24 protein-coding genes are annotated in these 25,206 nt (G+C 36.3%); 4 read left to right on the forward strand and 20 right to left on the reverse strand.

The window, feature by feature from the left end; all coding sequences use genetic code 11:
* Position 1: 1 nt before the first annotated feature.
* From E4N80_RS04035 to E4N80_RS04065, 7 genes are all read right to left on the reverse strand, one after another.
* Positions 2–2,599, reverse strand: coding sequence for an ABC transporter permease (locus E4N80_RS04035; protein WP_253700597.1), 2,598 nt, complete (start codon positions 2,597–2,599; stop codon positions 2–4).
* Positions 2,596–3,291 carry an ABC transporter ATP-binding protein gene (locus E4N80_RS04040; protein WP_253700598.1) on the reverse strand — a complete coding sequence of 232 codons (696 nt, stop codon included), beginning with the start codon at positions 3,289–3,291 and terminating at the stop codon, positions 2,596–2,598. The genes E4N80_RS04035 and E4N80_RS04040 overlap by 4 nt, the downstream gene beginning before the upstream one ends.
* Before the next feature lie 193 nt (positions 3,292–3,484).
* The gene (locus E4N80_RS04045; protein ID WP_253700599.1) at positions 3,485–4,915 is read right to left on the reverse strand and encodes a diguanylate cyclase domain-containing protein; all 1,431 of its coding nucleotides are present in this window, start codon (positions 4,913–4,915) and stop codon (positions 3,485–3,487) included.
* Positions 4,915–6,438, reverse strand: a complete 1,524-nt coding sequence (locus E4N80_RS04050) for a motility associated factor glycosyltransferase family protein (RefSeq protein WP_253700600.1) — start codon at positions 6,436–6,438, stop codon at positions 4,915–4,917. Before E4N80_RS04050 ends, E4N80_RS04045 begins: the two co-directional genes overlap by 1 nt.
* A complete protein-coding gene (locus E4N80_RS04055) occupies positions 6,435–7,970 on the reverse strand; it encodes a 6-hydroxymethylpterin diphosphokinase MptE-like protein (RefSeq protein ID WP_253700601.1) in 1,536 nt (511 codons plus the stop codon). The genes E4N80_RS04050 and E4N80_RS04055 overlap by 4 nt, the downstream gene beginning before the upstream one ends.
* Entirely contained in the window at positions 7,954–8,889 is a 936-nt protein-coding gene (locus tag E4N80_RS04060; RefSeq protein WP_253700602.1) for a hypothetical protein, read from the reverse strand. The genes E4N80_RS04055 and E4N80_RS04060 overlap by 17 nt, the downstream gene beginning before the upstream one ends.
* Entirely contained in the window at positions 8,889–11,282 is a 2,394-nt protein-coding gene (locus E4N80_RS04065; RefSeq protein WP_253700603.1) for a midas domain-containing protein, read from the reverse strand. The genes E4N80_RS04060 and E4N80_RS04065 overlap by 1 nt, the downstream gene beginning before the upstream one ends.
* A 139-nt stretch (positions 11,283–11,421) precedes the next feature.
* On the opposite strand from E4N80_RS04065, the gene E4N80_RS04070 reads away from it, so the two are divergent.
* Together E4N80_RS04070 and E4N80_RS04075 are read left to right on the forward strand one after the other, a co-directional pair.
* Entirely contained in the window at positions 11,422–11,871 is a 450-nt protein-coding gene (locus E4N80_RS04070; protein ID WP_253700604.1) for a septum formation initiator family protein, read from the forward strand.
* Positions 11,846–12,400, forward strand: coding sequence for an L-threonylcarbamoyladenylate synthase (locus tag E4N80_RS04075; RefSeq protein ID WP_253700605.1), 555 nt, complete (start codon positions 11,846–11,848; stop codon positions 12,398–12,400). Before E4N80_RS04070 ends, E4N80_RS04075 begins: the two co-directional genes overlap by 26 nt.
* On the opposite strand, the gene E4N80_RS04080 is transcribed toward E4N80_RS04075, so the two are convergent.
* Positions 12,397–13,263 carry a TP0183 family DNA metabolism protein gene (locus E4N80_RS04080; protein WP_253700606.1) on the reverse strand — a complete coding sequence of 289 codons (867 nt, stop codon included), beginning with the start codon at positions 13,261–13,263 and terminating at the stop codon, positions 12,397–12,399. The genes E4N80_RS04075 and E4N80_RS04080 overlap by 4 nt on opposite strands.
* Positions 13,263–13,727 carry an SsrA-binding protein SmpB gene (gene smpB, locus E4N80_RS04085; RefSeq protein WP_253700607.1) on the reverse strand — a complete coding sequence of 155 codons (465 nt, stop codon included), beginning with the start codon at positions 13,725–13,727 and terminating at the stop codon, positions 13,263–13,265. Before smpB ends, E4N80_RS04080 begins: the two co-directional genes overlap by 1 nt.
* A gap of 73 nt (positions 13,728–13,800) precedes the next feature.
* Here smpB and lepB point away from each other — a divergent pair, with 73 nt between their 5' ends.
* Positions 13,801–14,502: a signal peptidase I gene (gene lepB, locus E4N80_RS04090; RefSeq protein WP_253700608.1), complete on the forward strand. Its 702-nt coding sequence runs from the start codon at positions 13,801–13,803 to the stop codon at positions 14,500–14,502.
* Complete coding sequence (hemW, locus tag E4N80_RS04095; RefSeq protein WP_253700609.1) at positions 14,502–15,698, forward strand: radical SAM family heme chaperone HemW; 1,197 nt, start codon at positions 14,502–14,504, stop codon at positions 15,696–15,698. Before lepB ends, hemW begins: the two co-directional genes overlap by 1 nt.
* Before the next feature lie 3 nt (positions 15,699–15,701).
* Here hemW and E4N80_RS04100 read toward each other — a convergent pair whose 3' ends face one another.
* The 11 genes from E4N80_RS04100 to E4N80_RS04150 form a co-directional block, all read right to left on the reverse strand.
* Entirely contained in the window at positions 15,702–16,862 is a 1,161-nt protein-coding gene (locus E4N80_RS04100; RefSeq protein ID WP_253700610.1) for an HD-GYP domain-containing protein, read from the reverse strand.
* A 28-nt stretch (positions 16,863–16,890) separates the two neighbouring features.
* Positions 16,891–17,547, reverse strand: coding sequence for a tRNA (adenosine(37)-N6)-threonylcarbamoyltransferase complex dimerization subunit type 1 TsaB (gene tsaB / locus E4N80_RS04105; RefSeq protein WP_253700611.1), 657 nt, complete (start codon positions 17,545–17,547; stop codon positions 16,891–16,893).
* Positions 17,544–17,975, reverse strand: coding sequence for a tRNA (adenosine(37)-N6)-threonylcarbamoyltransferase complex ATPase subunit type 1 TsaE (gene tsaE, locus E4N80_RS04110; protein ID WP_253700612.1), 432 nt, complete (start codon positions 17,973–17,975; stop codon positions 17,544–17,546). Before tsaE ends, tsaB begins: the two co-directional genes overlap by 4 nt.
* A complete protein-coding gene (locus tag E4N80_RS04115) occupies positions 17,975–18,235 on the reverse strand; it encodes a DUF4822 domain-containing protein (RefSeq protein WP_253700613.1) in 261 nt (86 codons plus the stop codon). The genes tsaE and E4N80_RS04115 overlap by 1 nt, the downstream gene beginning before the upstream one ends.
* Positions 18,236–18,239: 4 nt before the next feature.
* A complete protein-coding gene (locus E4N80_RS04120; RefSeq protein WP_253700614.1) occupies positions 18,240–18,842 on the reverse strand; it encodes a DUF8042 domain-containing protein in 603 nt (200 codons plus the stop codon).
* Positions 18,842–20,809 carry a flagellar filament capping protein FliD gene (fliD, locus tag E4N80_RS04125; RefSeq protein WP_253700615.1) on the reverse strand — a complete coding sequence of 656 codons (1,968 nt, stop codon included), beginning with the start codon at positions 20,807–20,809 and terminating at the stop codon, positions 18,842–18,844. Before fliD ends, E4N80_RS04120 begins: the two co-directional genes overlap by 1 nt.
* Before the next feature lie 47 nt (positions 20,810–20,856).
* A complete protein-coding gene (locus E4N80_RS04130; protein ID WP_253700616.1) occupies positions 20,857–21,228 on the reverse strand; it encodes a flagellar protein FlaG in 372 nt (123 codons plus the stop codon).
* Between the two features lie 208 nt (positions 21,229–21,436).
* A complete protein-coding gene (locus E4N80_RS04135) occupies positions 21,437–22,294 on the reverse strand; it encodes a flagellin N-terminal helical domain-containing protein (RefSeq protein WP_253700617.1) in 858 nt (285 codons plus the stop codon).
* Positions 22,295–22,574: 280 nt separating this feature from the next.
* Entirely contained in the window at positions 22,575–23,435 is an 861-nt protein-coding gene (locus tag E4N80_RS04140) for a flagellin N-terminal helical domain-containing protein (RefSeq protein WP_253700618.1), read from the reverse strand.
* A 140-nt stretch (positions 23,436–23,575) separates the two neighbouring features.
* The gene (locus tag E4N80_RS04145; RefSeq protein ID WP_253700619.1) at positions 23,576–24,118 is read right to left on the reverse strand and encodes a hypothetical protein; all 543 of its coding nucleotides are present in this window, start codon (positions 24,116–24,118) and stop codon (positions 23,576–23,578) included.
* Positions 24,119–24,191: 73 nt separating this feature from the next.
* Positions 24,192–25,193 carry a DHH family phosphoesterase gene (locus tag E4N80_RS04150; protein WP_253700620.1) on the reverse strand — a complete coding sequence of 334 codons (1,002 nt, stop codon included), beginning with the start codon at positions 25,191–25,193 and terminating at the stop codon, positions 24,192–24,194.
* Positions 25,194–25,206: the final 13 nt, after the last annotated feature.

Below are 25,206 nucleotides of genomic sequence, written 5' to 3' on the forward strand. Positions count from 1 at the left end.
TTTACCCCCTTACTTCCTCCGCTATGTTCATGCCTTGAAAGCGTTTTGCTCCAAAGCGGAAAAAGAGGTAGACAGCAACTGCAATGAGGGCGATAATGGCAGTGAGTGCCGGGTAATTCATACCAAGCAAAAAGCGTTTAAATGTAAACGAAATGCTCAATGTCCCGTACCAGAGCGTTAAACTTGCGCAAAGCGGTACGGCATACAGCACCGAACGCAGCATAAAGTAAAAGTAGTCGCGCATAAGGAGAGCCTTTAATTCCGATTTCCGTATGCCGCATGATTTAAGCAAAAATATTTCGCGGCGTCGGCGCGCAAAAAACATATTTACCGCTGCGTATACGGTGGCAAGGGTAATCAGTACGCAGACGGCACAAATCGCATATAATAAAAGAGATAACGCATCGGAAGCCGATTTATTGACCGCACGCGACTTTTCACCGTTAACACTAAACCGCTCTTCTTCCTGTATGTAATTTTTTAAAAGATTGTTATAATAGTTTTCATCGGCAAGCTGCGTGTTTTTATGTTTTTCGGTGCGGATATTCATAAAATACTGAGTAAATGTATAATCGTATTCATTTTTCGGAGTAAAATTTTCATTCAAAATACGATCCAATTCTTCTGCCGGAAGAAAAACGGTCAAATCATAATCGCTTGCTATAACGTTTTTATCGTATAAAAAGCCTGAAGGAAGTTCCCTAATGTATTTTTCAACAGTGAATTCTTTTTCCGGCATATCGTCTTCGGTATTGCCCATTCCGTAAAGAGTTATGGGAAGACTTTTTACGCTTTCGTCAAAATAGGGAATATATTGAGCTTTGGAAAGCTCATCTTCAAGATTTTTTCGGACACAGTTAAGCACTACAATACCGCGGTAGTCGCTGTGTCCCGTTAGGGTTTTAAAATCTTCAGGCAAAAGGCCTGCAAAATATACCGAGATAACCGCCTTACCGTTTTCACGTTGAAAAAGTTTCCCTTCCGCCTTTTTATAAAATCCCTTTTTTTTGAATTCGCCCGACAAAAACGCTTCGGGATACATAAATGCATATTTTTGCGTGTAAATTAAATAATCCTTTTTGTTTAATTGTTCCGACACCCGCCGAAATGGTTCGGGAACGCCCGTCCTATGTGTACGCAAAAAAAGATGCAAATCGTACAACCGTTCGCTGTGCCAATAATTATGTTCTATGTGAAGTCCCGTTCCCATAAGCAAAATAAAAAAAATGATGGTAAAAGAAAAGGTAACGAGGGCGGTGCTCGCTTTAAAAACAACAAAGTTATTTTTGCGCAATTCCTCTTCAAAATTTTTCGCCTGTCGTCTCCGTTTATCTTTTTTAAGCTCAAAGCCGCCTTTCAGTGCTTCGATGATATCCATACGGGAAAGCTTACGTGCGGGAAGACTTGCAGAAAGTGCAACACAAATAAAAACAAAGGCTGCCGTAATAAGGTTCACCACTATGCTGAACCGATAGTCTGAAATTATTTTATAAGGAGCACTTCCCACAGTCTTTTTTATAAATTCGATAATAAGATATGAAAGTATGTTACCCGGAATAAGGCTGATAAGGGCGGCAGGCAGAGCTTGCCGCAATGCTTCTTTTACCACAAGTTTTCCAAGCTGCCTTCTTGAGCAGCCGATACTTTTATACATTGCAAATATCCGTATTTTATCAAATGCCCAAATGCTGTAAATATTTTTAAGCATCAGCACAAAGACAAGAACGCTCCCCAAGGCAAGATAAAGGGGAAAAAGCGTTACCGTAAGAATTTGATTAAGTGAAATTTCTTTGCGGTCAAAGGCTCCGTACATGGAAAGCAGCATATCGTTGACAAAAAAGATATCACGGTAGTCCTTAGTTTCCGATTCAATTAAGGAGGCAAGGTCTTTTACTGTGTCATGTCCCTTCCACTTATTCGCAAAAACAAGGGCTATGTTTGCGGCTTTTCCGTCCCGAAATGCATCACCTAAAACCCGTGTTTTAATAACAGGATTTGCCGGCGTAAATGCGCTGTTGGTTTTAAAAATACCGGTAACCGTAAAAGAGCGTTCTTCTTCAGGGCGGAACACTTCATCTTGTGCAGGATATTCACCTGCAGGAACAATCCGTTCATTGCCGTCTTCGGCGGCAGTTTTCCCTGAGGCTCCCTTAAGCTTAACAATGCGCTTTCCTGCGGTTATAGTCAATGTATCGCCCGTTGCAATGCCGAACCTTTCTTTAAATTCCAAAGAAATAATCAGTTCCGTGTTGTTTTGCGGAAAGCTCCCTTCAATCAGAACATCACGGGTAAGCATACTGCCTTCCGCTTCTTCAAGCGTACACAAAATGCCCCTATATTGAATCGAAATCAAATCACGAATAAGGTACGTTTCCTTGACATTTTTATGGGCGGCAATAAGACTGCGAACTTCCCGTGTAACGGTTTTGCGCGTAACTGCATCGTAAGGAAAGCGCTCTTTGATTGAAACAATTCTGCTTGTATAAGAAGAAAAAGCTATGTTTACAAATAGTGAAAAAAATATGCCGGTCATCGTAACGGCGAGGAGGACGGCTCCGTTTTTTTTCGTATCGTATTTTTTTAGACCGATTTTTTTCATACCGCTTCATCCTTTACAATTTTACCGTCCGACAATTCCACAATCCTTGAAGCGGAAAGGGCAAGGCGTTCGTCATGTGTTACCATCAAAATTGTTTGATTGTATGTTTTATGTGCATATTTAAGAAGGCTCATAATCTCGTCGGTGTTTTTACGATCAAGGTTTCCGGTAGGCTCGTCCGCCAAAAGGAGGGCGGGAGCATAAATCAAGCTTCGTGCAATTGCCGCTCTTTGCTGCTGTCCGCCTGAAAGCTCATGCGGAAAACTGTTTAGCTTATTTTTTATGCCTAGTTTTTCGGCAAGGTTCATAAGTTTATCCTTGTCGATTTTTTGCTTATTGAAGATAAGCGGCTTATCGAGGATAAGCGGTAAGCTTATGTTTTTTTCAATCGACAAGTTCGGAATAAGATTATAAAACTGATAGACAAGTCCGACCTTCCGCCGTCTGAAAAGAGCAAGCTCATCTTCCGTGTACTGTGAAATGTCTTCACCCTGAATAAAAATCTTCCCCGAATCGGGCGAATCCACCCCTCCTAAAATATGAAGGAGGGTACTTTTGCCGCTCCCTGAAGAACCGACAATTGCAACGAATTCGCCCTTGTTTACCGAAAGGCTAACATTGTCCAATGCTTTTACCAGTGTATCCTCTGAACCGTAGGCCTTATACACATTTTCAATACGTATAATTTCCATAAAACCTCACAATAAAAATAATAAGAATTTTTCTTTCCGGTGAACACCATAACATATAAACCTTACATTTATGTGACATTTCTAAAATATTCTGAAAAAGCCAGCGTATGTACTTTTCTATTTTGCACTGATGATTTGAGACTTTTTAAGTTCGTTTTAATTGTATTTTTGGTTACAGGTACCTGATTCCGACTTAATTATCCGAAATAAATTCCCTGTATTTTTCAGGATTTACCCTAAAGGCGACTATTGGATCTTCATTATTATTTATGGCACGGTTTACCGCTGCTTGAGCTTCTTCAATCATTCTTCCGGAAGAAATAAGACGGGAGGTTCTTGTTGTGATACCTATCGAAACCGGTTCAGAGATATCATATTCATTTAATATACTCTTAGTTCCTTTGTATATTTCCTCCGCTTTTTTCATAGCTTCATCTAAGTTGGTGTCTTGAAGAATAGCTGCGAATCCGTTTTCATCGAATTCAAAAATCATATCCCTAAATTTTATAAAATCGATCAAAAGGGCTGCAATCTTTTTTCCTATTAGACTTTCGAGAGTAAAATCCTTAAGCTTCATAATAACTAAGGCTATGTCCTGTTCGGATGATGCAGCTCTTCGGAGTTCCGATTCCAGATATTCAGGCAGATATTCCTGCCAGCTTATTCCTGTAATAGGGGAATAAAGGCCTCGAACTTTTTCTATGGCTTCTGCATTTACAGTGCCGAAAGACGATGTTTTAACATCATTGTACTCTTCCGAATCAGAACTTACATAGGCAATGCCTTTTTCTTCCTTTAGAGCGGTCTCTTTGCCTGCCTCATAAGGAAATTGTTGTGTAATTTTTAAATTATCCAGATCTTCAAGGCCGTAGATGTCCTCATCTTTGCCGCTCTTAATATCTTCGACTGGTTTTAAACGGGATTCATCTTCTTCTTTTGCTTCGGTATAGTCATGAGGATAGACTTCCTCTTCAGGCTCATAATATTTATTTTCTTTAGCGTATGTTTTGGGGGAGAAGCCTCCATCGTCTTTAAAATCGTCCTCAAAGGCTCTTTTATTTATATCTGCATATACTCTGTCTTGAGTATGAGTAAGACTTGTAGAAAGAATTATGATTACGGTTAAAATTGTTACAGCTAATATTATAAAAAATGCACTTCTGATTTTCAAATAGATTACTGCCGGCTTTAATGTTGGGATAGAGGTTGTCAATATAAGCTCGGTATCATAACTTTTCATTGTTTTTACATTTATTTTTCCGCTATGATTTTTTATAAATAAGGAGGCCGGTTTTATAATCAAACTACCGCCTTCATCATAGCTTATTAGGTTGGAATCCTTGGGCCAAGAAATTACAATACTTTTAGAAGGTTTGGAAATAACAAAGGCCTTGATTTCCAGCTCTTCGGCAAGTGAATATAATCTTTGATTATATTCACTTTGGGCAAAGTTTTCCTTTTCGGATGAGATTATAATCTGTTTTGCAAAATAAGCAAATGTAGATTTGGCTTCCTCCGCACCGGTATCGGAATCCTTTATAATCCCATATACAAACCATGAAAATGTTCCTACTATAATCAATAAAGCTATTGCGGCATATATGCCAATATACATCTTTTTCATTAACTTACAGTATACTCCAGAATTTGAGATAGTACAAGTTCTACATCGGCAAAATTCGAGATATTTTTAGATAATCTTTTACTTAAATATGTAAAATAAGGCAAAAGAGCCGTTGTTAGCATATTCTTATCTTTACAAGCCTGTTTTTTTAGATGACTTATAAATTCCTCATATGGAAAGATTGAAAAGTCTTCTTTTTTCCATACAGGAGAAGAGGCGTTAAGGCCGATTGCGGTTTTAAAAAAAGCTTTATATCCGTCTAAAAGAGCTGTAGTATAAGTTATTTTTCCGTTTTCTTGCATTTTTTTTACTTCCGTTCTAAACATAAGGTCACAGAATTTTGTTTCCAAAGGCGAAGTTTTGAAAGAGTTTTTTTCAAATTGTTTTGAAAGATATGTTCCTGCTGCATATGCCTTACCGTCTGTATAAGCAAAGTCCAAGCCGAAAAATTCCAAATCTTTAAATCCAAGGGAAAGGGCTGCCGATCTTGCCGCAAGGGCGACAGTTCCGCTTCCTGTTTCCATATAAGGAAAGGGGGAGAAAAAGGAAGCATATTGAGCAAAGGGATGGGCGCTTTTTGTAAAGAAAAAAGAGTTGCCGTTTTTTAAGAATTCCCTCGCAAGAATCGGGTTTGAGCAAAGGTCAAATATACCTACGGTGTTTTTTGTAAACGGTTTAAAACAATGGGCATAAGAAATATTTTGCGGGTCCATCGTAACAAAAAAATCGGCTTCTATGCCGGCAGATATTAAAACCGGAAAGGCCGTATCTGAAGCAAAAAGAACAATGGAGTCCCTGTATTTTTTTATATTTTCCAAGGCGGATTCAAGGCTTGGCCCGGCTCCCAAAATATAGGCTTTTTTACTAGGATCCGTTTTAGGAATAAACGGTCTTATTAGAGAAGCCGTTTTTAAATTCTGCATAATATTCCGCATCCATATTTTACCGAAGGCTGCCTGAGTTGAAACATCTGCCTGTATTTTTTCTAATGAGGCTTGAATTTTCTTTTCGAATTTTGAAATTTTCTCCTTGTAAAAGTCTTCCCAAGGCCTTAAAATTTTTATCTCAAAATTGCCGTGTATGGCCGGAATATAGCTATTGATAAATTCTTTTTCAAAGTTTTCAGATTCAAATGGCGGTAAAAAAGATAGGTTCTTATTTAGAATAAGATGGGAAAAGTCTATTATTTTAAATAAGCTTTTAAAATTTGAAAAACTTGCTTCGGTTACGGCACAGTACTTTGAGTCAAAATTATTTAAAAAAAACTCTATTTGAATACCTGCCCCCAATCCGCAAAAGAGAATAAAATTTTCGTTTCCTGTAAAAAATCTCGATGCTTCTTTTAATGGGTCATATTTAGAATGAAGGAGTTTGCCGTTTTTTAGTAAAGGAAGGTCAAGTCCTGTTTTAGAGCTTTCCTTATCGGAAGAGTAATCCGACTTATCATCGGAATTTATAATATCTTCGGCAAGTTTTAAATTTATTTTTTTTAATGCTTCTATATTCTTGTCAAAAAAATTCATGGTTTAAGCCTTCTAATTTGATTTTCTAAAAAGGAGCTTATTTCATCTTCAAGTTTTAGTTTAATTTCCGCTTCATTGGGAGTATCTTTTTCTTTTAAAAAGGTCATATAATTTTGAAAAGAAATAAATTCACATAATTCTTTTTCAGGACTGCTTAATTCTTTTTCCTTTGCACTTATTTTTATTTTATCAAAAAAAGTCTTGTTTTTTATTTCCTCTTTTATATTTCGGTAAATTTCGGAAAGCAGGGCTTTTTTTTCTTTAGGAGTTTTGTGTTCTATTTGCCTTACCTGAGTATTTTTTTTATTTGTGTTTTCTTGAGCGCTTACTTGAGCTTTAAAATCTTCCCCGGCTATTGATTTTATATTCCCTAAAGGCGGAAGGCTTTTTCCTATTCTAAAAAGCCTCTCAGCCCGCGGTACGGGTATTCGGCTAAACCATTTTTCGTAAGTTTTTAAGGAGCGCAGATCAAAATTAGATATAGCTGCAAAATTGGATAGCGGATCTAAGCGGTTTGCTTTAATTTCTTTTTGTATTTGACTTTCATGGGGAGAACAATGGGAAAAGCCCTTTGATTCCTTTAAATCCAAGCCTGCAATAAAGATTTTTCCCCCGGTCTTGTCTAAGAGAAGTTCTATTGCCGTGCCGGACACCGTTCCGTTTCTTTTTGCCGGAATTGGAGCAATACCTAAACTTGTAAAAAAAAGAGTTTCAAGGCTTGAGCCGTAGCTTAAAAAAAGACAATTATTGTTTTTTAGAATATGATAAGGAATTTTTGCTTCCAATGGGAAGGCTAGGGCAGTCTCTTTAAATTTTTCATCCTTTAAGTACTTTAAATGATTAGCCGCCCAAAATCCCCCGTCAGTCGATATACATAGATCAAGCTTTATATTTCGATTTCGGCTTAAGACTGCCGGCAGGGCTGAAGCAGCAGCCATGTTAAACATTCCGTTTATATTGTTAGAATAATTATCCAAGACCTCATCTAAACTGGGGCCTGCCCCTGCAAAAAAAGAATGCTCTTTATTTTCAATATTGTTTTCACCCAAAAAATCGAGCTTGACGGGATTTTCGGTAAAGATAAAGTTATCGCCCATGTTTTTAAGCCATCTTTTTCCAAAAAAACTTCTTGTCGCTATTAGGCTCTGTATTATTTTTACTGCTGCGGATATTTCCTTCCATACCCAAGTAGCCGAATCAGGCCAAACATTTTCTGCCGGCTTCCAAGGCAAAAACAAGGTAGACGATAAAAATTCATCCGGAATATTATTAACCAAAAAAAAAGACGGATTTCCTGAAGCCGGTCTCCAAGCCTTGTCCCAGAATTTATCCGACTCCAAAAAATAATTGTCCGTGTACCTCATGGCTATCAATTTAGCTTTAGGAAATTTTTTACGCAAAGCTGACGCAAGATAGGATTCTCCTGGTTCCGTGATAACGATAATTTTAGGATTTCCCTGTATTATATCGGAAAATCTTTCAGCTTCTTTTTGCGGGTTATATGAAGAGTGTAATTTAACTTGTTTTATCATTTATCACGGCCTTAAAAAAAGTTTTTATCTCGTTTATATCTTTTGAGGTTCCTGTGTAGTCCATCAAGATTTTAGAGCAGATGTCTTCTCCATAAATCTTGGATAAGCTTGCCGTTATTTTTTGTGTATAAATATCCATAGGCATGGTTTCTGATGAGAATATTGATGTATAAAGATAATTATCCATACCTAACATTGCCATATTGGATTTTCCTATCAGGCTAAGAATTTTATTTATTATCGAATAATAAAGTTCTAGAGTATTTAAATCGCTTTGCAGTGTTACCCTATCGGTAAAAACATGTAAAAACGAGATTGTCAGTAAATGGGCTGTATTATTAAGGTTTAAGGCCGATTTTATTTTAAGCATTATTGTGTCCGTACCATACTGAAAAGGGTATACAGGTCTTGCCGTTTCTATAATCTGTTTATATTGAGCATAGTAGGGCAAGAATTCTCTTACAAGTTTATCTGCTTTTTCAAAATCAAAGGCTTCTCTATAAACATCTTTTTGTGATTTTATTAAAAACAAAAAACTCCTATTTTCTTCAACCGGATATAAAATAAGATCGGTAATGCTTATATACTCCTGAGAAGAAAAGAAATTCTTTATCAAGCTTAAATCATTATTTGTAAGAGAATATCTGTTATTTTGTTTAACTTCAAACCCTTCTATAATGTTTGAAGGTATCATGCACCTATGAAAAGTAGTTATATCCACACCTGCAGCAAAACAGAGGTTATAAAAATCTTCATTAGTTTTTATCAAAAAACCGCCCTTTTCAATGTGGAGATTTTTAAGCAGGGCTTGAAAATTGTTTTTTGCAGCAAAAAAAGGTGAATGAGGCCTTTCAGTCGGTACTTTTGGAGACCGATAAGTTTTTATGCTTACGGTCTCCGCCTTCTGCCTCAATCCCATTAGGATATCCCCAGCTCATCAAAAAGTCTTTTATAAGTATCAAAGTATTCCGACTTTGCAAACTCTTCAATTTTTTCTTCAGGTAAGCTTTCCAAGAGCTGGTCCATATATGTTAGAACAGACTTGATCTCGTCTTTTAAATGAATCGGTAAGGTTTCGGTTTTTACTTTTTGCTCTTCTGCTGCACTCTCATCAAGCTCAAGCCTTGGAATATCTTTAGCGGCTTGATCAAGTTCTTCCGGTGAAAATACCGCATCTTCAAAGTCCGAAGTCTCGTCATGGACTTCTTCAATATTTTCCGTAATGGCTTCAAAACCGCTATATTCATCTCCCAGCGGAATACTTTGTCCGTCAGGCAGTTCAAGCTCTGTAATATTCATGTCAAAGTCATCAAGAATTCCGTCGTTATCAGCGGGGGAATCTTCCAAGTCATGATCTTCTAAAGCCGGTTCTTCAGGTATATCGTCAGAAAGGAAATCTTCAATTTCAATCTCCTCGATTTTTTCATCCGGTTCATCTTCAATGCTTAGGTTTACATCTTCATCAAGATAGCTTATATCGTCCGTTAAATCATTTATATGTTTAGGTTCTACAGAATTTAATAGGGCCTCGTCGACAAAAACTTCGGGCTTATCCTTAGTATCTTCCTCAACATTATCATCATCGAGGAAAGTTCCATCGATTTCATCCAATGTTTCGGGAATTGCGTAATCTTTTTCCGTGTTTTCTTCTGTGAAATCGGCAGTTATCAATATATTATTAAGCTCATCGCCTGTAAGGGCTATTGTTTCATCTCCGTCATCATCATTAAAGAATCCTGTTTTATCACTCTCTGCTACATCACTTAAAATGCTGTCGGTGATAGTATTTTCTTGAGATGATGAAATGTTTGACTCTTCCAATTTTTGTTGTGTTTGGGCCATTTCAGATTTCATATTTGAAAGTTCATTTTTGATGTTTACTAATTCGCTTGCAATTTGAGTTAAGATTTCGGTAGCCTTATCGTTTGCAAGAACATTGGATTTTTCTGTCGCCGTTTGTACCTCGTCATTTTTTTTGCTCGAGTGAATCATTGAAATATCTTCCGTAAATTCTTCCGGTATTTCTTGGTTTCCGGAGTCCAAAAGATCGTTTTCAAGGGCTTCAATATCGTCAAAAAACATATTACCGTTTTTTTCAACTGTATTTTCCTTTTCCGCCGGTTCTCCCATAATGCTGTCCAACATTGAGTCAAAATCATCGGCTGCTTCAGCTTCTTGTGTTTTTTCTTCCATATCTGACGTAGAAGAAGAGTCAGCCATAATTTTTTCATTTTCTTTTCGGATTTCGTCTATATTACCTGCTTCTATTATGGTGCTTTCTATTACCAAGCCGTCATCCTCTTTTTTGTCTTCTTCCGTATCTTTAAATTCTTCGGCGTCTTCAAATTCGGAAATGTCGCTGAATATTTCGACATCTTCCAAGTCATCATCCGTTCCCATAGTTTTTCCTGCGATAGAGCTTATATCCGAGTATTCATCTATGGTAATATTAAGAGGAATTTCATCCGATAGTTCTTCTACGTCTTCTGCATTACTTTCATCATTAACTTCGAGCTCGTCTAAAATTTCATCAAAGTCGGAAATATCGTCGATTTTCCTTTCAGGTAAATTTTCAATATCTGAAGTTTCTTTTTCTGCTGTGCTTTCACCTGCCTCAGGCTCATCTGAGGTTATTTCAAAGCTTTCGTTTCCTTCAAAATCTATAGCATCGCTTTCCTTTGTTTCCAAATAGTCTTCGTCAAAAGAAAGATCTAGTTTTATATTGTTATCGGGCTCAAGGCTTCCGTCTTCGTTTTTATCCTCATTTTCGTCAGTTGATTCAAGGGCTTCAGCATCGCTTAAGAAGTCATCTAAATCAAGAGTTTCAAAGTCATTTATATCGGATACTGTTTCCTCTTGTGTTTTCGGCATTACGTCAAGATCGGTATCGAAATCATCCTTTTCTTCTTCATCAATTACTACGGCATCAGCTTCATCAAAAATATCGAATTCATCTCCATAAATGTCATCCTCAGAAGTAATACTTAAATCTTCAGTAGGTTCATCAGTTTTGTTGTTATCTTCATTGTCTGTAGTTTCAAAATTATTCAATGTTGTTAATTCTTCAAACTCTAATGGCTCATCCGAATTATCTAAATTTATGACATCATGGTCATCAAATTCCAATATGTCATTTTCAAAAGGATCCTCAGCATTGTCATTTTCCATAGGCGACACACTTTCATAACTGTCTTTATGTTCGGGTCTTTTTTTAACCCATACACCATACATATCGAGATTTGAATCATCTTCAAGTTTTACCGGAAAAACCGAATCATCCGGTTCTTCAATTTTGTTAAAATCTAATGCCATGCTATTCTCCCGTATAACTTATATCTATAATTATACTATATATCGACAGAATTTGTAAATAACCTAAATTATTTATGTCTAAATAAATTGCCAAAAAATTCAAGAAAAAAACATAAAATGCCGTTATATATTTTAGACTATGAAAATCTATTTTAAAGTGCTTATTCCCATTTTTATTACTGTTTTTGCATACACTGTTTTGACCGTATTTTTAGGTCCCAAGGGAATATATGCACAGCGTTTTATAGAACTCCAGCGTGATACTCTTGTAAGCCATGTCCGTTCTCTTAGGCAAACCGGAGAGGATTTAGACAGTCTGATAAGAAATTTAACCTATGATCCTGAAACAATTGCTATTTATGCCCATGAACTGGGGTATATATATGATAATGAAGGAATAATTAAGCTTGTGAACTTTAATTCGGGGTTTGGGAAGGGTTTAAATCCCGGAACAATCTTAAAAATCGAAACTCCGTATTTTCTTTCAGATTACATATGTAAAACAATAGCTGCATCTTTAGGTATAATTGTTATCATTTTTCAGATGTTGGCGGTAAGAAAAGATGGTTATTTTAAAAAAAGATCCTAAATCTTTAGAAATAGCAGCTTCTGTTTTAAAAAAAGGCGAAATTATAATAGTTCCTACCGATACCGTTTACGGTTTTTCCGGTATAATGCCTTTTACAAAGGAAAAAATCATTAAAATTAAAAAAAGAGGGGCTGAAAAGAGTTTTATCAGCCTTATTGAAAAACCTCAAGACATTTATAAATATACGGATACTCCTATTCCTGAAATCTTATTAAAGCTATGGCCGGCTCCTTTGAGCATAATAGTAAGGGATAAGGAGGGCAGGGGAACTTCGGCATTTAGATGCCCTGATGATATCTGGCTTAGAAATTTAATAGGATTGACTGGTTTTCCGATTTATTCTACAAGCGTAAACTATTCCGGAGAGCCTGTTTTAAGTGACATTAGGGACATAATAAGCGAGTTTGAAGATAAGGTTTCGTTGATAGTTGACGGAGGAGAGCAAAAAGGCTTATCCTCCACGATTGTAAACTTAACCGATAAAGAGCCTTGTATAATCAGACAGGGTGCCTTAAAAATAAGTTTTTAGTTTTTTATCCAGCGTACTTTTTTTATAACTTCATTTACCGAAACAAGGGTATTTCCGTGATAGACTATTTCGATATCTATTTTTTCTCCGACTAAAATCTTATTGTCGGCAGAAACCAGAAATTTCCATGAGGGGGTTTTTCCCATCTCTGCAGCTTTTTTGGCTATTTCATCAGGTAAATTGATAAATTGTCTTGGCAGGGGCTTTCCCGACTGATTTACCGTCAAAAAGCCTTCATCTACTCTTACTTGAAGTAAGATAGTTACTCCGCTCGAAAGAAGGGCTATTCCTCTTCCACCCCTCATAAGTTCAACTCTTTCAAGCCCTTCTTCTCCATGCCATGAGCCTGAAAGTATATCGATATTTTTTACCTCTTCTACATCTGAATCATTCCTAGAATCTGAGTCCTCCAGATTATAGATAGCCGATAAATTGACCGATTTATCAAAAATATCCGATACAAGGACCCGCGAATCCAATAGGATTAAATTAACGCTTTGATAAATTTTTGATATCCGTCTTGTGATCTTATCCGATGAATTTTTCAACATGAGTTCAAGCTGTATTCCGTTTTCCAGACCTGTAATTTTACCTGCAAAAACATAATCGAAGCGTTGTTGAGCATCCGTTTCGGTAACCGGAGTAGAGCGCATATCTACAATATCGTATTTTTTTAATTCTTTTACAAAGCTGAAAATAGCATTACTGATTGTTGCCGTTGTTTGTTCCGTTATATTTTTAGATTCAAGTTTAAAAACACCTACAGTAGGTGATGCATACAACATGCTTCCGGCTCTGACAACCGGTATAGACAGCATTAAAAGCAAAAATATTAAAAATCCGTAAGACTTTTTTATCTTCATTATTTACCTCTTATTTTTATCTCCCTTTGCATATCTCTTTTTATGTCTCTATCTTTTATGTCTGCCCGCTTATCAAAGGTCTTTTTACCCTTACAAACACCTAAAAGTACCTTAACGATACCGTTTTTAAAGTAAAATTCCAAAGGAACTAGGGTATAACCTTTTTCCTCCACCTTTCGTTTTAATCTTTTTATTTCATCCTTTTTTAAAAGGAGTTTTTTAGGTCTTTCGGGATCATGATTAAAAATGGAAGAGTAAACATACTCCGAAATATGAAAATTTTTAACCCAGACCTCATTATCTTTAATTTCGGCAAAGGCATCGGGAAAAGATATCCTTCCTTCTCTGAGAGATTTGACTTCCGTACCCTTTAAGACTAGGCCGCATTCTATTTTTTCTTCAACGGTATAATTAAAAAAAGCCTTTTTGTTTTTTGCTATGATTTTTACAGGTGTTTTCTCCATATGCACATTATATTCATAGATTAGACACTTGTCAACGATAGCGGAAAATGATATTATGCATTGAGGGATAATAATGACTGCAAAATATCGAAATTTTTCATATACGGCAAAGAGGGAATACCAAAACAAAGTTTTTTTTATTGTTTTTTTGGTGGTTTTTACTTTTCTTTCATATATACTCATAACATCATATCTGTTAAAAACTTATAGATTACAGACCGACACTATGTTTCCTGAAATTTCTATGGGAGATATGGTTTTAGTGACTCCTATCTATACTACGGCTTCAGCTAAACGCGGTGACTTGGTTGTTATCGACGATACATTATCTCAAAATAAATCTTTTTTTAAATCGGTTGTAAATGCTATTACGGGCTTTTTTACATTTCAGCTTGTAAGGCCCTTTGATTTGCAGAGTGAAGACGCTTATTCCATACGAAGAGTTGTGGGTTTACCCGGAGATACCCTGTATATGGAAAATTTTGTATTGCATATAAAAACCAAGGATTCAAGTCATTTTTTGACCGAATTTGAGTTAGCCCAAAAAAATTATGATATTGAAGTTAAGGAGATGCCGGCTAATTGGGATTCATCATTACCTTTTTCAGGAGCATATCCGGAAACGGTTCTAAAAGAAGGCGAATATTTTGTATTATGCGATAATAGGATAATCACTGATGATTCCCGTCTTTGGGGATCTGTTGAAGGAGATAAAAAAATATGCGGCAAAATTATTCTAAAATATTGGCCGTTTAAAGAATTTAAATCCTATTAATGAAAAAGGCCGGCCTTTATATACACATACCTTTTTGTCTCCAAAAATGTAATTATTGCGATTTTTTTTCGGTTCGTGCCGGCCGGTTTAAGAACATCTTATCAGGTCATTTAAGTCCATTCATTTTAAGATTGGCTGAAGATATAAAAATACAAGCGGATAAGTATTCCATAAATGAATGGGATACCGTCTATATAGGCGGAGGAACTCCGTCTCTTCTATCGCCCAAAGACATCTACTTTCTTTCATCTCAAATACTGACTGCTCAAAGAAATCCGCCTAGGGAATTTACCGTCGAAATTAATCCCGAAGATTTAACTAAAGAATTTTTATCTGCTGCAGTCCGTGGGGGAATTAATAGGTTTTCTGTAGGAATTCAATCTTTTAATGATGAGGTTTTAAGTGCCTGTAAGAGGAGGGGATGCAGAAAAATGAGCCTTTCGGCCCTTGAGCTTTTACGCAGCCAAAAAGGTCTAAACCTTTCTTGTGATCTAATTGCAGGACTAAATAAGCAGACCTTAAGCATTTTAAAAGATGATATCCAAACCTTATTACATTTTAAACCGGAGCATTTTTCACTATACGCTCTCTGTTCAAATACAAATTTAACGCCTGAAAAAGATGATGACATAGCCGGCTTATGGAGCTATGGTAAGGATATTTTGGAGAAAAATAGCTATAATAAATATGAAGTGTCTAATTTTTCATACAAAAACTTATATAAAAGTATACATAATGAGAAATATTGGAGATTGCAAGACTATATAGGGGTAGGTCCGGGAGCTTTCGGTTCGATTTTTTTTGATAGAAATACCTTGTCTGCAACCATGCATACCGATACGCATGTTCAAACACATGCTAACGCATTGAGATTCTCTGCAATTAAAAATATAGAAAAATGGATGACCTTGAAAAATAGGGATGAGGTGTATGAGTACGAAACCATTGATGAAAAAGAATTTATTGAAGAAGCTTTTATGATGGGCTTAAGACTTACCGAGGGAATTGACAGGTCTTTTTTTAAATCTAGGTTTGGTAATGATATTTTGGTATTTGCAGGAAAAACCATTTCAAAATGGCTGGATAGGAACGAGGCTGTTTTAACGGAAAAAAGATTTTATTTAACCGAAGATGGGTTTCTTTACTTGAATTTGTTTTTGCAGGAACTATTTCAAGAAATTGATATGCTGTTTTAAAATTTATACAGCCTGATTTTGGTCCTTATTTTGTTCCCATATATAACTAAATTCTTTATCTATGGTTTTGAATACTTCAATTATGGTAGGGTCAAAATGGGATCCTGCTCCATTTATAATATGCTCGATACTTTCTTTATGAGATATACCTTCCTTATAAGATCTTCTCATTCTAAGGGCATCGTAAACATCGGCTATGGCCACTATACGTGCAGATAAGGGGATCATATCGCCGGCAAGCTTATAAGGATAGCCTTTTCCGTCCCAACGTTCATGATGGCTAAGGGTAATTTCTTTTGCCATAGGAATCGGATAGTTTGCAAGAATTAGTGTCCCGTTAATTGTGTGGTCTCTCATAACTGCCCATTCTAAATCATTGAGAGAACCTTTTTTTTGCAAGATATAATCAGGTGTTCCGATTTTTCCTATGTCATGGATGGCAGCCAGAGATGAAATATTATCTATAAAGTCCGCATCTATTTGCGGAAATGAATTTTCATTAAACAAGGCTTCAGCAAGGGCTTTTGAATAATAATTGAGCCTTTCATTATGAAAGCCGGTATCATTATCCTTCAGTTTTGAGGCATTTAATAGACTTTCCATCATACCCTTATACTGGTTTAAATAAGAAGTGCTTATATCTTCAAACATAACCCAGTATCCGCTGAGTTCATTATTGTCGAATAAAGGGAAGATATTTGTCTTTGTATACATTGTTTTGCGGTATCTTGTTTTATGTCTTAAAACTCCTGACCATGAGTGACCTCTATTAGGGCTTTTTAATTTTATTAAAAGGTCATCGAGGTCGTATTTTTCAAGTGTGCTGCCGAATATGTTAAAAAAAGGTTTTTTTTCTATATTGTGATAACCTTCAAAAAGATGGTTTACGGCATCGCTTATGTATAATATCAAAAAATTTTTATCCAAGAGCATTGAGCAAACAGTAGGTGTAGCAAGTAAGTTTACAGCTTTTTTTAAAACATGGGTTTCAATTTCAGTATTGTTAAAATTTATCGGATTGTTCGAATTATCATGATAAAGGTTTTCATGCATTTCTTCTAATTCTTCTTCGACTTCATCAAGCATTTCTACTTCATCGAGGGTTAGAAAGTTTTTTTCATTAATCTTTACTTTAGATTTATTTTTGTTTTTTCTTTTTTTCATAGGTTAAAATCCTTATAATTTCAAATACCTAATACTCTGCATCGCTCTTTCTGATATATACGGGTCCCTCATGATCTTCAACTTTTTTACAATTTTTGTTTGTAAGAAAACAGTCAAGCAAAATTTTTGAAAAGTTTTCTTTGCACGCTTCTATAAATGTAATATTATTCGGCTCAAAAGATGCTCCGGCTTCTTCACTAAATTTTTCAGTACCAAAGCCGCAAATAATAGTTTTTTTGTTTTTATCAATTAGCTTAAGTGCGTCTTCAGCACTTATATCAAAAGCTTCCGAGATCGGCTTTTTGTTTTCAAATGCCTGTACATAAAAACAGTCTCTTTTTGCATCAATAACCGATAAAAATTGATTTTTATCGCCATATTTAGAACAAAGAGCCTCCAAAATAGGGATACAAAAAAAACAAGCTTCAGTTTGCAGCTGAATCGCTTTTGCTGTTGAGTAAGCAAGCCTTAAACCGGTAAAACCTCCAGGCCCTTGAGGACATACTAAAACATCTGTTTCGTTTATAGAAAAACCTGCCTGTTTTACAGCAGTTTCTATTGCAGGAATTAGTATGGCAGAATGTCTGGCTTTAGCCGGTGTAAAAACGGATGTAAATGTACCGTCATTTCCTTGAGCCGTTATTGCAACAGAGGAAAAACTTGTATCGATACAAATTATGTTCATAAAGCCTCACAAAAGTCTTCGTTATTGATGATAATTTTTCTGGAATTATCATCATTTACCATTATGCCGATATAAATAGTGTTTTTAGGTAATGCTTGTTTTACCTTTTTACTCCATTCAATCACACAAACTCCATCTCCATATAACATTTCTTCAGTACCAAGGTCTAAAAAATCCTCAACGCCTTCAAGTCTGTATACATCCATATGATATAAATGCAGACGTCCTGAGTATTCCGATATTAGGGTAAAAGTAGGGCTTGTAATATCTTCTTCAATATCCAAGCCTTGGGCTATACCCTTTGTCAGATAGGTTTTTCCTGCTGCTAAAGAACCGTCAAGGGCTAGTACATCTCCTTTTTTTAATTTTTCTCCTATTTTTTTTCCAAAATTAATAGTATCTTCTTCGGTTTTTACTGTAAATTCCATTACGGTAATTTCCTTGATTCAATTAAACGTCGGACGCAGGATTTTAACTCCATCATTATCTGTAAAACAGGATAGTCTATCTTGTCTATCATCTGTACCTGTATTTCGGTTTCGCCCGTCGGTTTATGTTCTACAAAAAATTCTACCTTTCCGTTTTGTTCTTTACCCAATATTGTATATATTGCTGTTCCGATATATTTTTGTCTGTAATATATATGTGTATCTTCTTTTTCGATATTTTTTATTTCAGAAACAATCATTTTTTTATTCTCCGCCTGTTTTTATTGATAATAAACCATTTCCCAGCTTTTTTACAAGCGGTGCCAATTCGTATTCTGCAATATCTGAAATTTCTACCGTATCGGTATCTTCGATTGCATTAATAATAGCATCCAAATTAGAAGATATTTCTCTTTGGTATTCGCTGATGGTCATCTCTCCTAACTTTAGATCTTCATTAATCTCTGCAATATCAAACAGTTTAGCTGTTTCATAGAGTTTTGCCAGATTAATAGAGAAGGTTTCAATCGTTTTTATAACTTCAACATCACTTCCTGTTTGAACCTTAATAGGAATTTTTTCAATTTCTTCCGAATTTTTTATAAATTCATCACCAAGTCCTTTTAAGATTGTCCGTATATCCTCTCCGCTTGTTGTAAACAGCTCAATATTTATTTCCATTTGATGAGGATCCTGAAAAAGCTCATCAAGTTCCTTTAAAGTTAATTCTTTTCCATTCACAAAAACTTGAGTTATAGTACTTTTTTGATTTCGGCATTCTTGTTCTATACCCCCAAGAACATCACCTATTGTGATTTCGTTTTCCAATTTTAATTTAATTTCTTGTCCGTTTAATTTGATATTCATTATTCATCCTTATTACTTTTTTTAAGAGAATCCGTAAAATTCTTCATTGTCTGGGACTGTTTTTGTAAATTTTTTAAGGTCCCGTCCATTATTCCGTATTTCTTTTTAAGCGCCAGTTCCTTTTCGGCCAGTTTTTTATCGTAGTTTTCTATTCTTTTTTGGGAAGAGTCCATCTTTAATTTTAAAGAGTCGGTTTTTATACCGAAAATGCCGCCTCTTTGTGTATACGGGTTTATGTATTCATACATTGCATGGGCAAGGCCTGAATCTATTAGAATATCTCCATCGGAATCAAAACCGAAAAAAAGTTTTACCTCTTCCATATTGTTTTTTAAGGCTTCATCAAGTTTTTTTTCGTCGATTTCAAGATATCCGCGAAGGCGCGACATGTCTATTCCGCCTGAAGAGTCGGATTTTGTGGAAATACCAAGTTGAGCGAGCATAAAGATTTTGGAATCATTTGCAGGCTTATAGGCGGTATTTATTGTTTGCCTTAAATTGGATTTTAATGTTATTAGAGTAGAATCAGCATACATAAGCCCCAATTTTTTTTGAGCATCTTCAATTTCGGCTTCTGAAAGATATGTCAGCTCTTCTATGATTTCGGGCTTATTTTGCGTTAGTATGTTTATTTGAGCAAAAACACGGTTATATTTGGCTACCAATTCAATAATCGCATTTTTGACGGCTTCTACATCCGGTTTTATGGTAAGTTTTTCCTGCTTTTCAGAAGACTCATGAGCGTGAAGTGTTACACCGGGTATTAAATCATCGATATCGTTTTTTTCTCTTTTAATTTGAATGCCTTCAAAATTGATTATAGCATCTTGTGCCGTTGAAACCGGGTTTACAGGAACATAGTCTCCGGCTGCCTTAGGATCAAATATTTTAATATTTTCGATAAAAACAGCTTTGTCGGAATTATTATTGTTTATTGCAAGAGCCTTTACGTCTCCATATTCGGCCAAAGGAATCGTAATTGTCTGTTTTTCGGCATTTTCCGAAAGAGGGGGTAGGGGAATAAGTACGCCTCTTGTTGATTCCAAGGCTAAAATATTCATATCAACCTTTGGACCTGATACTTTATTAGTTTCCATTTTAGTTTTTTCAAGGCCGTCGTTTGAAGGTTCATTTTGTACCACAATACCTCTGTATGCGATTGAGCCTATTTGTTCATAAATTTTTTCACCCGGTTCTTCTTTTTTTTGTACAACTTCTTTTGACGGTTCCTTAATTGAAACTGTAAGTTCCATGACATATTGCCCCTTGGCTCTTACAGCTTCGGAAAAATCTATTTTTTGAGAGGTTTCAGGTTTAGTTTCAATGGAAGAAACTGAAGTTTTTATTGCAGATGTATCATTTTTTTTGATAAGTCCCATTTCAATGGCAAGGGGCAGGGCATCATCTGCAAACTCCAATCTGTTTTTTGCTCCTGTTATATTGGATGAAAAGAGTAAGGACTTTGTGTCCGGGGTTATTTTTATTTCGCTTATATTTAAAATTTCTTTTGCTTTGGAGTTTACAAGGTCTATAAAACCCTTATATTTTCCGCCCTTCCAGTTTACGGATACGCTTTTTTCTCCTATTTTAAATGTATATTTTCCTTTTGGTATTTGAAGGTCCTTATTGATTTCAGTACTTAAAAATTTATCGGCTTCTGCAACTTGGACTATATTAAGCTTTACGTTTTGATCCTTAGCTCCTCTGGAAGCTGTTGCGGTAAAGGATCTTTCATTTGAAGATTCTGCTATTTTTTCTACAAAGGGATTATTAAAAGAATATAGGTCTCTTGCAGCATTCCGTACTTCAAGAGAAAATTTATTAACCTGTCTCCAGGAATCATCCTCCAATTTTAGATGTTCAAGTTTTTCAGCTTCTCTGTCTCGAGGAATTCTTTCCTTTTTCATCAAAGCTTCAACTAGCTTTTCGTATGTACTGTTGACTCCCGGTATACTTAAATCGGACATTTAAACCCCTATTTTCTTCTAAATACCTAAAAAAGGGAAATTTCCGATTAGATTGATTCATCAAATAAAAGGCCGACTGTTTCAAGTATTCTTGCCTGCAGTCTTTGTATTGCTTCGGACGGTATTTCCCTTATTACCTTGTCGGTATTTGCATCTATTACCTTAACAACGATGCGGTTTGTTTCTTTATTTACTCTAAATTGTAATTTCCGATCACACATGTCACATAACTTTTGGATTTGTGCAACCGCTTTTGAGATTTCATTCGGGTCAACCAGCGTCTTTTGATTTTCGGCTTGTTCGGTAGCTTCCTTTTGTACTATTACATCCGATGCAGCTCTCATTGAGCCGTTAATCACTGTATCACGTTTTTGTTGTAATGTTGCTTGGTGCCCTATGCCGTTTATTTCTATACTCATAAAAAACCTCCTTGGCTTTAAATAGACATCATCCGTGACATCTAAATATAGTTACAACGTTTTAAGCATCAACTCTTAGCAGTAAAAAAAAGGAAGAAGAAGGGCGCATCTTCTTTCTTCCTAAAGATTCTAAAGGCCTTTAATTTTAAGAGATGACATCCGGTTATCTCTTTCCGTATCGGCCTTTACAAGATCAAGATCTGCTTTGTTATTGAAGAAGCCTAACAATAGCTTGAGGCTGAGCATTGGCTTGTGCCAACATAGCAGTTCCTGATTGGATCAAGATCTGGTTCTTTGTATAGTCTACAATCTCCTTAGCCATGTCTGCGTCTCGGATTCTTGATTCGGCAGCCTGCATATTTTCGGAAGCAATTGCTATACCGTTATATGCCATTTCAAACCTATTCTGATATGCACCTAGGTCTGCGCGCTGCTTGTTAATCTGCTTAAGAGCATTATCAAGGGCTCCCAATGCCATATTTGCACCATCTACTGAAGACATTGAAATCATCTTGTCTTCTCCGCCTTGCTGTGCTCCTATAATACCAAGTGCTGTAGCTGTCATTGTTCCTATATAGATCTTTTCTCTTTGATCCATATTCGCACCGACATGGAGTTGCATGGGGCCTGTTACGGAATCTTGAGCAAAACGGCCTGTTAGTATATTCATTCCGTTAAACTGAGCATGGCTTGCGATTCTGTCTACTTCATCAACAAGCTGTGATACTTCGACTTGAATCTGCATTCTGTCTTCGGCAGAATAAATTCCGTTTGAGGCCTGTATAGCCAACTCTCTTAATCTCTGAACTATATCTGTAGTTTCACCCAAGTAACCTTCCGTTGCTTGAATAAAAGAAACACCGTTTTGAATATTCTGTCCAGCTTGGTTTAAACCTCTGATCTGGCTTCGCATCTTTTCAGATACGGCTAAACCTGAAGCATCGTCTCCTGCGCGGTTGATTCTTTGCGCACTGGAAAGCTTTTCGATGTTTTTTGCGAGATGAAGTTCGTTGACTCCTCCCTGTCTCTGTGCAAACATTGCACTCATATTGTGATTAATAATCATATGACCCTCCCTGAAGTCCTATAGTTCAGCATCCTTTGCTGAAAAATACTCCTGTATTTTATAATTGCATAAAATTTTGCGCCTTTTATACAAATTATAAAGACAGTATTATTAACAATTTTATTCAAACTGCTAATAATACTGTAATACAGGGCTTCATAAGGGCCGCCCATAAAGGGCATCTTTTCAAAGATCATTAGGCGTGCAGGGGAATTTCCCCTGACGCCTAACACATTATACTCTTATAATCAAAAAAATACAAGAGTATTTTACAAATTTGTTACCTTAAAAGAGACATTACAAGCTGGCTGTTGTTATTAGCCTGAGCGAGCATTGCAATACCGGTATTCGACAAGATTTGGTTCTTGGTATATTCTACCATCTGTTTTGCCATATCTGCGTCACGGATTCTGGACTCGGCAGCTTGGAGGTTTTCCGAGGCTATATCGAGACCGACAACCGTCAACTCCATTCTGTTCTGGTAACCGCCAAGGTCAGCTCTTTGCTTGTTGATCTTTTTAAGACCCGCATCGATTGTTCCAATGCTCCTGTTTGCAGCATCGGCTGTTTCGATTGTCATGATTTTTTCGTCACCGATATCTCGGATACCGAGAGCTGCAGCTGACATTGTTCCAATGTAAACGCGCATTCTCTGATCCATGTTGGCACCGATGTGGAACCACATAGAACCGGTAACAACATTTTCACCGGTTTCGCGTGCAAAGCGGCCTGTAAGCATGTTCATACCGTTAAATTGAGCTGAACTTGCAATGCGGTCAACTTCGGCAACGAGCTGCGAAACTTCGACCTGTATCTGCATTCTGTCTTCGGCAGAATAGATACCGTTTGAAGCCTGAACAGCGAGTTCGCGGATTCTCTGCATGATGTCGGTTGTTTCCTGCAAGAAAGCTTCGGCTACTTGGATAAAGTTGATGCCGTTTGAAGCGTTTGCAGAAGCTTGGTTTAAACCTCGAATCTGGCTTCTCATTTTCTCGGAAACTGCAAGACCGGAAGCATCATCGCCTGCACGGTTAATGCGTAAACCGGATGAAAGTTTTTCGATGTCTTTACCAATGTGTACATTAGTAACACCCTGCGTTCTCTGTGCGAACATCGCACTCATGTTGTGATTAATAATCATAAGATATTCCTCCCTGGAATAATGTTTTTACAAAGCATCCTTGCTTTGTTTTGAGGATAGAGAATCCTCATTATCTATCTTCGGTTTTCTGTTTCTAAAACTTTAGGCTTTTTTTAAAAAAAATTAAAAAAAATGAGGTTTTATGCTTCATCGTCTATATCTGCCGGGTCTTTTAATATATTTGAATCAAAAAGACGGGAAAGCTCTCTTTCAGAATATCGTTTTGATATTGAAAAATTATCTCTTACAATTTCAATAGTTTCTTTATCAAGGATGAGCTTTTTTTCATCCCTAAGATATACCGCAAAATCTTCAAAAACGGAAAGAGGCAGCCAAGGGAAGGCTATTTCAAAAATATTAAACCATTGGCAATAGGGAAGGGTTGTCTCTCTATTTATAAGAATACCCTGATCTTTTAGTTTATCGCGTTCTTCAGGTTTCAGGGTGAACATTTTTTGATTTAGCAGTTCACAATACTCCTGAGTAGAAAAAAGGGCTCCTACCTTCCTTATCAAATCCATTTTATAAACTGAGGGTATATCTGCTAAAATAGATGCCGTTACTATGTTCATGCCTTCAGATACGATTTCAAAAGGTTTTTTGTTCTCATTAGAGGCAAGCTCCATTGTAGATTTGATATCACCTTTTTCTAATAGCGGAAACAAAATTTCATCATTATTCAAGACTATTCTCCCATAAAAACTTTAATTATAAAAAGTATTCTATCACATTATTAAAAAAAAAACAATATAAAATTTACATTTGAGCTCCAAAGGCTTCAACAAACCTTGGGATTAAATCATCAAATTTCCCTTCTATGTACAGGCCCGAAGCCTGCTTATGCCCTCCGCCTCCAAATGATGAGGCTATCTTACTTACATCAATCTTATCCAATGACCTAAAACCTACTGAACAGTGACTTGGAGAGTCTTGGCGTACAATACAGATTGCCTCAACCCCTTCTATCGACTGAATCAATTGATACAATATATCGGAATCCCTGCTTTCAAGGCCGAATTCCTGTAAATCATCATAAGTTTCATACGAAATAACAAGCCTTCCGTCATAATATGTCTTCATCCTGTTTAGAATTCGAGAAATCAGTAGACGGGATTCAAATTTTTTACCCCCGTTTATTTTCATAAAGGTTTGTTTTGGATTGGCTCCGGCTTCAATAAGACGGGATGCCCGGGTAAAAACTTCAGCACTTCTTTCATCCAAATGTCTAAAAAATCCCGTATCCGTACAAAGACCAAAAAACAGAGCATCTGCTTCTTCTTTTGTAAGTTTTTCTCCCATTTCTTCAATTACCGACTGAATTAAATAGGTCGTAGAAGGGGCTTCCGGCATTATAAGAGAAGTATCGGATTTTTCAGTATTGGTAGCATGATGGTCGATTATGATGTATTTAAAACCGCTGAGAAGTTCTGCTATTTCACCTACGCGGTCAAAGCCTGAACAGTCAAGGATTATCAGCCCTGTGGTTTTAGGATTTATCTTATCGGAAATTTCCAATTTATCCGTAAAAAGATGTTCATACTCTTTTATTTCGGTACGTTTAAAAGGCCCTGCCGACATTAAAATACAATTTTTATTTTTTCTCTTTAAAAAGAAAGACATTGCAAGGCAGCTTCCAATACAGTCCCCATCAGGTTCTTTATGACCTGCAATTATAAAATTCTCATATGCATTTAGAAATTCCGTCAATTTTTGGGGAATTAAAGGCTTCCCGATTGTTGAGCTGCTATTGTTATGCATGTATTCCTCATAA

The sequence above is a fragment of the Treponema denticola genome (genome assembly GCF_024181605.1).
In the GTDB taxonomy this organism is placed as follows: domain Bacteria; phylum Spirochaetota; class Spirochaetia; order Treponematales; family Treponemataceae; genus Treponema_B; species Treponema_B denticola_B.